This is a genomic window from Nostoc sp. DedSLP04 (assembly GCF_034530775.1).
GTDB lineage: Bacteria > Cyanobacteriota > Cyanobacteriia > Cyanobacteriales > Nostocaceae > Nostoc.
In genome coordinates, this window is sequence record NZ_JAVRCL010000115.1 from 1 (window position 1) to 10,483 (window position 10,483).

A 10,483-nucleotide genomic window follows, 5' to 3' on the forward strand; every position below is an offset into this window, starting at 1 on the left:
ATTAACTCAGCCCTGCTGGGTCGTTTTGCATAGCTTAGTCTAAACTCCAGTAAAAAGTCTAGCGTTTCAGCCAGAATGGTATCTGAGGTGGATTCAATTTCTTGGAGAAGCAATTCTTTGATAGTCATAGTGAGTATCTCCTAAAGATGTATGGGGAATCCAGGAATAGCTGCATCAGTCTTTTTCATTATCGCAATAGTTTCTTTCAGCGTTAGTACAATGCGTTCCAGCCATTCAGCAACGCATCAGTCTAATTTAGAATTTCGCCTTGGCGTAAATTCGTCAATTAGTAAATCTATATTTTCACCTTGCTGCCATTTTATCCAGACAGCCATAAGAAAATCTACCAATTCGCTTTTATCAATCTCTACGCCACGTCTTTTGAGTTTAAGTAATTCTTCCTCTACATCTAAATCTGTTGAGCGTTTCACATAGTAAGTGCGCCCAATCCAAGCATCATCAGACCGCTTTCCAGTTGCAGGTCTGCCACGTTTGCTCTTTTCAGAAGGAGTTGCTGCTGGTGTGGGTGGTGTTGAAGTTTGTGTCACGTTACTCTCTGTGGTTGGCTCAGTCGGAAGTTCTGGCTCAATTTGTGCTTCCTCTTTGGTTTCAAATAACTTTTTAAAAGGGCTAGGTTTAGGGTTGCTCATGACAATATCTCCTTACCCACCTCTTGATACTCCCGCCATGCTATTTTGCTGCTGCGGTCTTTTACTTGGTAAACTGGCAGCCCCTCCAGTGCCGCTTTTTCATAAACAGCAAATCGTCTAATCCCATGTTGAAATAGTGGTATTCCCTCTGCCTCTAATGCTTCGCGTGCTTGCTGTCCGGTTAAGCGGGGGGCTGGGGGAATGATTGTAAGCAACACACGATAGCGATCGCTCCCCAATGATTTAAGTGCGCCTACAGTCTGCAACAGTGCATCCATCGCTAAAGCATCAGGGGTAGTAGGCAATATTAATAAATTACACCCATCGGCAAGAGCTTCTAAATCTTCGTGGCTTGGCCTAGCTGCTGTGTCAATAACTACATGGTCAAAATTACGGCTGTGCATAGGAGCTTGTAGTAAATCCACAACTTTAAAGGGTAATGCTCCTCGCTTTGCCCATCCTGTAGCACTGTGGTTTGGGTCGCCATCAACTAGCAAAGTACTGCCATGCTGAGATAGATAGCAAGCAATATGGATGGCGCTTGTCGTTTTAGCGACACCTCCCTTGAAACTGGCAAGGGTGATTATCACGAGATGTACTCCAGTAAATGCTGCTAGTTTACTCTTAAAATGGCGAAAATTTGTATTTCTTTATTTATAAAATGTTAAAATGGCGAAAATACAAAATTTCACCAATTCAAAAATATAAAATATCCTAAGTAGCAACCGTCAGCTTGGACGGACTAAACCTGAACAGAAGACAGTTTGACTTTACTCCTGATTATCAGGTTGCTTCGCTCTCTTCGGATGGTCTACTGGTTAGTACAGTCTGCGTGAGCTATTTAAATTGGCAATAACACAAATAGCTAGCAATACAACAATATATATTTTCGCCAATTCAAAATAAAAGTAGCACATTTTACCACCTAAGTCTGCTTGCAGTTTTGACGGTAGGGTTGCGTCCTAAGAATCACAGCGCATCTAAGAAAGCATATTTTTGACTTTGGGAAAAAGCGTGAAACCTTCTGCCGAATGCTCCTAAAGCTCAAAAGTTCCCCTACAGTCTCAACATACATTCTTAATTTTTACAGCATATCAATAGTTACAGTCTTGCCACCTCAAGTAAAAGTCCCAGATCAATAGTCTAGAAAATATTTCTAAAATTTAATATTTTTATATATCTAACTCGTATATTCAGCGTTACTATTATAAAAATTCTATTTTTTACGGTAGTAACTGGTGATCAGACTCAATATATCCACACTGGAGCAAATTTCTGCTGGTCTAATCAGGGTTCAAGCACGTCAGGGGAGGCTTTATCCTTACCCTCAAGACTTGCAACTGGGTTACGACAAGGTAGTTTTAGCATTTATAGTGGGGGGTAAAGCAGGAGATGTACCAGATAGTATTCCAGAGTTTTACGAGCTTTGCGAACAGCCCTTTGAAGAATGGGGAGTGGAAATTGACGACGAAATAGACTCAAGCGACTCTTTGCTTTTTTTAGGGGAACCTACGGAATTAACGATTGAATTAGCAGAAGCTTTTGGTGGGAGTGTACTGAGCCAAGAACAAACTAAAATTGCCTCTGTCTTACTGCAACACTGTCAGTCACACCCACAAGGGGTACAAATTTACACCAAATTCCGAAGGTTTATTATTGAGCATCCTGTTTTGTCGAACCAGGAGTTTGTAGAAGCAAAAGGGTATTTTGGACTGGGTGTTGGGCTGTCCGATCTGTTAGATGAGTGCTACGAACCTGTACCGAGTTGCTATGAGTTAGAGAAAAACTTCTATGCCTGCCCGTACTGTTATGCGCTGGCCGGAGTAAATCCTCAAGGGCAAGTAATTGCAAACTCTAGTTGTAACCGTTGTCCACCCGGACGCAGGCTCAAGCGCAAAGTAAAACTACCAAGTGACTGCCTAAAACTCAAACGTGGCATCGAACGCTTTTGGTTTTACCCCGGACGTGCGGAAATTCAACTCTTTAAGAAGTTAGTAGATTTGGGGCTGGAGGTTGAACTTTATCCACAGTGCGATCGCTATGACTTGAGAATTAAGTTTGCTGATGGTGAAGTATGGGCGCTCGATTTGAAGGATTACTCTAATCCCTATCTACTAGTAAGGAATTTAGGTGATGAACCAATACCCAGCGAACCATCTTGGGATGTTGCATATATCGTCATCCCTGCGGAGCGGAAGAAAGACCGTCCTGCTTATCTTAAAGAACTGAAATCACGATGGCGGTGGGAGAATGTTAAACCGATCTTCGATGATGCCGTTTTTGCACTTGCTAAGAAAAAAGCGGGTGTGCGCGAAGTGGAAGTGCAAGCGAGCAAAGCTGAGGTGGAGAGTGATACATCTGCTACTAATAGTAAGCAAAGCGACACCAATACAGAAGGCGACACACGTTCTACCAATAGTAAAACTCTTGAGGAGAAAAGTACAAAGCGCGGTCAAAGTCCCACTACAAATAAAGGGAGAAAGACATGAGAGAAACAAGGTCTTGGCGCTACAAAGCTACAAAATCCCTGCAAAAACAAACGAGTTTACATAAAGACCAGATTGAGGCGTTGCTCGATTTAGAGCTATGCTTGTTTGCTATTGAAAAGTTAGGTGTTCAATCAGAACTTGAAACAGCAATTTCTCTATGGCTACTAATATCTAATCGATTTTATCTGTTCCCGCGCTTGGCTTTGTTGGTGAAGACAGTAGAAGCAAAGAGAACGCTATTTAATCTCAGGCAGTTGGTTCCGTATTTAACAAACCAAGATGTTACAGAACAGTTGCTAAAGTTATACAACCAAATTCCCTCGAAGTACCGAGCCTACGATGTTGATGATAAGACTTATCGGTTCACTCGAAAATCCATGCCTTCTATCTGGGGCAACCGTTTTGAGGGTTTTGAAGACTTGCTTGGTAACAAATTGAAGTATCGCCAGCGTACTGTTAAATATGCAGAACCCGGCAAAGAATATCGCTTTCGGTCTGGAGATAACACTTACAGTATCAGAATTCCAAAGGATTTGCCCTTATGCCAAGGCAGGGTTCTATCAGTACATCGCGAGAATAATAAAGCAATCTCTGTCACACGGAAGGAAATGGAGTCGGCTGCAAATCTTCTAGATGAATGCTGCGGTCAAGACCATAAAGGGCGTTTGTCAGATATCATCCTTGAGCATTTTCAAGGAATGGGGTTTGCTGAAATCGATACAATAGTGTTCGACGGGGTAAAAAACTTAGTTGGGCTGCTAAATGCAGGTAAATCAACACTAATTGAAATTCTGACTGTAGCAGTAGCAAAAAAAGGGCAGCGAGTTGGCATTGTCTTTAACGAAGTTGTGACGTGCCTAAGAATGGCTAGTCTACTTAAAAAAGTCGGTTTACGAGTATCGGTAGTAATTGGTCAAAGGAATCGAAAAGTTCATATTGAGAACTGGCATAGTGTAGATGGTGGGATGGACGGCTTCACACACTTATCTACAGCTTGTCCCTTAAGCCAATACTTTCAACCTTCAAATCCTCCTTCTCCTCCGTGCTTTGATTTAAGAGAAGTAAAAGACTCGGACGACAGTAATAATACCAGTAACGGTAATAGTAATAACAATAGTAATGGGGATAGTGTAAAAGTTTGTCCCCTGATTGGGCAGTGTCCAAGACACCGAGATACTAACGAACTTGCTGACTCAGATGTCATTTTGACAACAGTAGCCGCTGCTATATTCACTCGTCCTCTACCGCACGTAAGTCCACAGTCAATTACCTACTATGAATTGATGTACCGGACTTGTAGCGTCGTGTTTTTTGACGAGTGCGACAAGGTGCAATCAAACCTCGACTCAACATTTTTACCTGCTATCAAACTAATTGAGAGAGGGAGTAATGGGTTTCTAGACCAAGTAGTAACATGGACGCGAGCAACTAAGCTGCGTAATTCTAGAAACGACCTGCGGCAGCTTACTTTTGGGCAATTCAATCATGCTCTGCAAAATGCTGATACGCTTGTTGATAATATTTGCACGCAATTGCAACTATCCCCTGATGAAAGCGACTGGCTGGCAGAGAAATTCTTTACCTGTTCGTCCATTGCTAGAGATTTTGTATTAGAAATTGCCAAGGCTGAGGGCATAGATACTGAGTCATCTACTTTCATTCTTGATAAAAGCCCTGTTTATCAGGAGTTAGCTGATTTTCTGCAAGGCGATTGGAAAAACTCCTGGCTTGCTGAGTATGCAATGAGACTTCAGAGCGAAAACTACCAAGAACAGCAGGAAACAATTACAAAGATACAAACAGAACTTTTGAAAAAAGGCTGGTTGAAGGCAATTCAAGATAAGTGGGGATTTTGTAGCAAGTTTGCATTGTTCCTAAAATTAGTCCTTTTCGTGTCATTTTTTCAACAGTCAATCAAAACCGCTTACGGACTTGAGCAACAAGTAGACGGAGCCGAGGAAATCGTTTTTTTCAACCGTATTCCACGGGATTTTTACGGGTTAATACCGGGACTAGCATCTGGTTTGGTTTGCGGGTTCAAGCTGGAACGGCAAGAGAATCAATTGACACTTTGGTACTTCCAAGGACTCGGACAAGGGCGCTGGCTGTTGGAAAATTTTTCCCACGTCTTTGCTGATGAAGGTACTCAAGGAGCGCACGCTTTGTTACTAAGTGGTACAAGTTGGGCTGGGCAAAGTCCTATTTATCATGTGGAAAACCAAGTAGATTACTTGCTACGTCCAAGGGTTAGGAAAGCTATAGAAGCAATTTCCGAAAGTAGTTTCCACTTTTCTCCTTGTTACTATCCAGATGCCTTGCCTGTGCGGGTTTCTGGGGCAACAAATAAGGAAGAAGCCCTGTTGCAGGTAGTGCGATCGCTACTTCGTAAAACTGACATCCTACAACGTGATTTTGACACGCTACCTGAAGGTAGAAAGCGTTTAATTTGGTATGTCAATAGTTACGAGCAGGTTGATTTCGTTTACAACGCCATCAAAAGCATTGATACTAGCTCGTATTGGAAAGAGCGGATGGCAGCTTTAACTTCACGATCGCCACTAGAGGAAATTGACGAATCTTTGATTTCTCGCAGTAATATTGAAAATTTTGCTGATACTAATCGAGCGATTTTGATTGCACCAATAGCAGCGATTGGGCGGGGTAAGAACATGTTAAATCAGGAAGGACTGAGTGCATTTGGCGGAGCATATTTTTTGGTTCGTCCACATCCCGCACCTGATGACCTTGATTATAAATTTCGACTGGCATTGTGGAGAGAAAGAAAAGCGATAGCAGAAGAGAGGGAAGGAAACTTTATTGATGTTTGCGACTCTTGGCGTAGCGAAGGCTATGGCATCTTTCTCAAAAGTCTTGACACCATCTTGCAATATTCCCACAAGGGACTATCCAAAGAAGTACGCGAAGGACTGATTTGGAGTTTGATGGTGCTTACCTGGCAGGCGATCGCCCGGACAATTCGTGGTAATCAGCCGACTTTAATTCGTTTTATCGATGCAGCATGGGCACCCAACCTTGCCCAGAAGAAAGCTGAAACTGAAAAAGAATCCTTACTTAAAGGATTTAAGTATGTTCTGCAACCGTACTTTGCTAAAACCAGAACAGGCTATGACGCTCATGACATCGCGCTAGTGCGATCACTTTACGAACCTTTTTACCGTGCATTGGAGAAAATAGATGGCATATAACTCTATACAATTATTTGCACTTCAAATACCGACTAAGATATCACTTACATTCGATTTGTATGCGTTGGCTGTCCCGAAGAAGTGGAAAGATTTATTTTCTAGATTACAGAAATACAAGCATGACAAAAATTATGTTTTACCACCTATAGAATGTCTTAACCAAGCACTAACAATTTCAATTGATGATGAAATTTTATTTCCTTCCCCAAATGCATTTAGATTAACATCTAATACCCATTGGTTTTATTCTAAGTCTAACAACATCTCCAAAGAATATATTGTGAATGTTGTCAAGAACTGGTTAAATGTTTCATTTAAAGACTTAGATTGTTTAACCACGAGTGATATCCAAGAAATTCATTCACTTTCGGCTCATGACTTGGAATTTCAGCAGGTAAAAATCCCTGAAACTGTATGGAGTATTGAAGGTGGAGAATTAAAAACTGATCCTTTGTACTATAGTCTCATCCCTTATTTGATTGCTAGTGCAATAGTAGCAGAGCCGCTATCTTTAATCGATACAAACAGCAATCAAGTTTTTGAAACATTACAATTTCATGAGTGTGTAGTAGAAAAGTCTAATGTTCAAGAAATTATCAGTTGGCCACCAACGATTATTACTCAAGACAAAAAGAAGAAAGGTAGTGAAGAGAAAGAAAAACCAACACACTATTACTCTTTCTTACTGAGATTCGCATTCCACTACAATTTAAATGGAGAACCCTACCTTACTTGCGATTACGGTATTAGGCGTTGGGTTAGTTGGGAGTTAGGCTATCTTAGTACAGGTAAGACTGTTTATATCAGTCCTACAAACTCTAAAAGATTTGCCCCTTGCAAGTTAAAATACATGGGTAAACAAAGGGGTATAGATTTTGAAGGTAATCTTGTAAATTTGCTAAAATCCCTTAACTTTAAAGATAAATTTAACGCTCAAGATGTAGTTCAAACACCCTATAAAAATAACGATTTGGCTTGGGGTGTAGTTTACGGTAACACAATATCACGCTCGCATAATGCAGAAGATGGACTTTTTCCAAAAGATAATGCAATATTTCATAAAGCTTGTTTAGAACGCATACAAAATGTACTAGGTGAAGAGTTTTGTTTTATAGAACTTTATTCACGTTGCGATAATGATAAATTGCTGAAAAAACCACGTAGTGAGTACAATCAAGTCAAAGAATTTATCAAGAAGCATTTTGCTAGTATAAACACATCTCCACCATTTTATATTCCACCTAATCTCAAATTAGTATTGTTATCGCAGAGTAAAGAAGCTGAAGAATTAATCCGTCCGCTCGCCAAAAAATACGGTATTGACGATGTTAATATACATAGCCTCGGTGTTTTAGGGGCAGAAATGTCTGGAAAAAATTGGAGGACTGACTGTGCTAATAGAATCAAAGAATTCCAAAAATTACTTCCTCCATCACCTCAAAATCAGAAAACCTTGACTTTAATTGAAATCCTACCTAAGAAACATTTTTGGAAAGATGCAAGAAAAGACCCAAAACCTTGCTTTCGTCCTGCATTAGCAATGCTTGGTAGCGTTACTGACCACTTTGAGCCTAAAGATGAAAACGACAAAGGTGATTTCCTGACAGAAGCAGAATTTAATGATGAAATTACTAAATTGGAGGTAGCCCAAGCTGCTGCTAAAGAACAAGGTAAATTCGTTAAAAAGAAGTCTCTAAAAAGTAATTTCTCTCATCGTATAGAATCATCCCTAAAAAGCGGATTATCGATGGCTGGTGCATATTTTTATCCAACTTTTGAGGTAGAAAATTTCCCTACAGATGTTGCTAGCGTCGGTGTCTATAAAATCCCTTTTTATACAGGTGAAATAACTAAGTACTTTCCTGTAGCAGTGCGTATGGACAAAAGCGGTGTTACTGCTAAGGCTTACGGATGTGATGAATGGTTAGATTTTTACCTATTTCAAATAAAAATGGCATCAGGAGCATTTGAAAGCATCGAATTTAATAAGAAGAAAGTCCAAAACTGGGTATTCAACAACTTATTCCAAGAAACGAAACAACCAACAATCTATTGCTTTGATGCTGATAACCTTCGCTCTCATGGTTTGCTATTTCTCCAGAAAAAATTATGGCGCAAGCACTTCCTTGCTTTTGACACTTCAGAAAATCCCAAAAATGAAGATATTACTTTTATCTCTACTTCAAAATATCCCCACATACGTATAGCTAATATCATTGCACCTAATACAACAGAAGTTCCTATTTATCGTGCTTGTGATGAAGACGGGAACCTTGAAGGACATACCACAGGTGTTTTTCACCCTTCATCAAAAGGTTCTGAGTGTGGGTACTATTATTTAAGCAACCAACGTCCTGAGTCTCGTAGCGGTGGCATTCTCCAAGAAAGTAAGTTAGTGCCATTAGCAATAACTAAAAACGACAAGACAGGGAAACCTAAAAAACCAAAACCCCAAGCCCAAGGCTATAATCCCCGTGGCGTTATTTTAAGCTTGACACTTCAAGAAGCAGACTGCTTTAGTGATTGGGCAACGTTTGTTCAGTGTCAGCGACTTTATGGGATGATTCAGTATCTTGACGCTACAATTTTTCCCGAAGTACTCCACCGTGCGGTTGGACTTGATGCCTATCGACCAATTCAAGCTATTCGTGAACCATAGTGTTGCAGAGGGAACTGTTATTACTGGTGGTGAAATAGCTGCAAGCGTGCGATGCATTCAGCTTGCTAAAGATGCAAACGATAGACTAGACAAGCTTTTAGCCGAGCTAAAGGATGAAAATTAAGGTGGGGTTGCGATCGCACTTTCAACTAAATGCGATCGCTCTTGGGGTGGTGGGTCGGGTGTGGGGTGGGTGGGGAATGTCTGAGAGAGAATGCACAAAGAAAAACCCCTAGGCTATTCGCTGGAGGCTATGGACACGGAGTAAAGACCTTATTTCATATTGGATTTTTGCGGTTACGTTCTTTACGCATACGGGCTATCGTTTCTTTAATCTGTTCCACATTTTCGTCTAAGTCATCTAACAAAGTCAGATTCAACAATACTTTGGTTAATCAACATCAGGAACTTTTTACTCTGCTTGAATTTCAAGCTCTTAAATACTGATTAGACATTCAGGGCAGTCAGGGCTGGAAAATCAAAATAACTTCCGATAGTAATATCTGAAGTATTAACCACATAGACAATCACCTGATTCGTTAAACTATTTACAACTTCTACTCCTTGTCCAGATAGATTTAGCCGATACTGTACAATACTCAGCGGCTCTCCCTTTACATAAGAGTCAAGGTAAATTATGTCACCTTCGGTCTTGTTAAAGTCCTCAATGGTGTCAAAGCCTGATGGTTTGATCAAATCAAACTTATCAGCTCCTATCCCGCCATACAGCACGTCGTCGTCATATCCACCTACAAGTCTGTCGTTGCCATCTCCGCCTAGTATTGTGTCATCGCCTTCCCCACCAATAAGATAGTCATCGCCTTCAAAACCTTGAATGTAATCATCTCCAGATTCGGGATAAAATATTGACTGAGCGTTGATAAAATCGTTTCCTGATGTGCCTGTAATGTTCATGTCTATTTCTCCTAGTTTTCAAAAATTTACCTTGACAACAATATAAGAGTTAAACTTCGCTTGGTAGATTGATAAGCAATAACTTTTCATAACTTAGCGAAGTTGTTTTAGATTGGTGTCCTAAGCATCTTTTTATAAAACCTGCCTGTGAAGCGCCGTGTATATTTCTGTCGTAAAGTACGGCAGAGGCAAACAACGCATAAAAATCGCGTGAATCTTTGTAAGAACTCAGCCCCAAATCGGAATATGTCGCAGTGTCATCAAGATATCTAGATATTGTTTTTCTTATTACGTTATTAACAAAGGCGTTTTCTTGGTTTCTACGATTATCCGGCATTTTATCAATACACCGCTTCCACAAATAAGTGTTAACTAAACATGGACTTTTCAATTATTCATCGGCAGAATCTTTTTTAGATAATCCAATAGAATTTAAAGTGTTTTCATTGATTACCTCGTATTGACAATGACCGTGTATTTCATCCATACGCTTTCTAAACAGTGATCAGTACTGGAGTTTAGACTAAGCTATGCAAAACGACCCAGCAGGGCTGAGTTAATCAG

The 10,483-nt window shown here is 40.4% G+C and carries 8 protein-coding genes; 4 read left to right on the plus strand and 4 right to left on the minus strand.

The window, feature by feature from the left end; all coding sequences use genetic code 11:
* Positions 1-245: 245 nt before the first annotated feature.
* Together RMX89_RS33915 and RMX89_RS33920 are read right to left on the minus strand one after the other, a co-directional pair.
* The gene (locus tag RMX89_RS33915; RefSeq protein WP_322692070.1) at positions 246-650 is read right to left on the minus strand and encodes a hypothetical protein; all 405 of its coding nucleotides are present in this window, start codon (positions 648-650) and stop codon (positions 246-248) included.
* Complete coding sequence (locus tag RMX89_RS33920; protein ID WP_322692071.1) at positions 647-1,240, minus strand: ParA family protein; 594 nt, start codon at positions 1,238-1,240, stop codon at positions 647-649. The genes RMX89_RS33915 and RMX89_RS33920 overlap by 4 nt, the downstream gene beginning before the upstream one ends.
* 648 nt (positions 1,241-1,888) lie before the next feature.
* Between RMX89_RS33920 and RMX89_RS33925 the strand changes: the two genes are divergently transcribed.
* Genes RMX89_RS33925 through RMX89_RS33940 form a run of 4 tightly spaced genes read left to right on the plus strand, consistent with a single transcriptional unit; the run spans position 1,889 to position 9,128 of the window.
* Entirely contained in the window at positions 1,889-3,139 is a 1,251-nt protein-coding gene (locus RMX89_RS33925) for a hypothetical protein (RefSeq protein ID WP_322692072.1), read from the plus strand.
* Positions 3,136-6,345, plus strand: coding sequence for a hypothetical protein (locus tag RMX89_RS33930; RefSeq protein ID WP_322692073.1), 3,210 nt, complete (start codon positions 3,136-3,138; stop codon positions 6,343-6,345). The genes RMX89_RS33925 and RMX89_RS33930 overlap by 4 nt, the downstream gene beginning before the upstream one ends.
* Positions 6,335-9,004 (plus strand): pPIWI_RE module domain-containing protein, encoded by a 2,670-nt coding sequence (locus tag RMX89_RS33935; protein ID WP_322692074.1) that lies wholly within the window; start codon positions 6,335-6,337, stop codon positions 9,002-9,004. Before RMX89_RS33930 ends, RMX89_RS33935 begins: the two co-directional genes overlap by 11 nt.
* Positions 8,994-9,128 (plus strand): hypothetical protein, encoded by a 135-nt coding sequence (locus tag RMX89_RS33940; protein ID WP_322692075.1) that lies wholly within the window; start codon positions 8,994-8,996, stop codon positions 9,126-9,128. The genes RMX89_RS33935 and RMX89_RS33940 overlap by 11 nt, the downstream gene beginning before the upstream one ends.
* Before the next feature lie 323 nt (positions 9,129-9,451).
* Here the strand turns inward: RMX89_RS33940 and RMX89_RS33945 are convergent, their stop codons facing one another.
* Both RMX89_RS33945 and RMX89_RS33950 read right to left on the minus strand, forming a co-directional pair.
* The gene (locus RMX89_RS33945; RefSeq protein WP_322692076.1) at positions 9,452-9,919 is read right to left on the minus strand and encodes a calcium-binding protein; all 468 of its coding nucleotides are present in this window, start codon (positions 9,917-9,919) and stop codon (positions 9,452-9,454) included.
* Between the two features lie 49 nt (positions 9,920-9,968).
* Positions 9,969-10,256, minus strand: coding sequence for a hypothetical protein (locus RMX89_RS33950; protein ID WP_322692077.1), 288 nt, complete (start codon positions 10,254-10,256; stop codon positions 9,969-9,971).
* Positions 10,257-10,483: the final 227 nt, after the last annotated feature.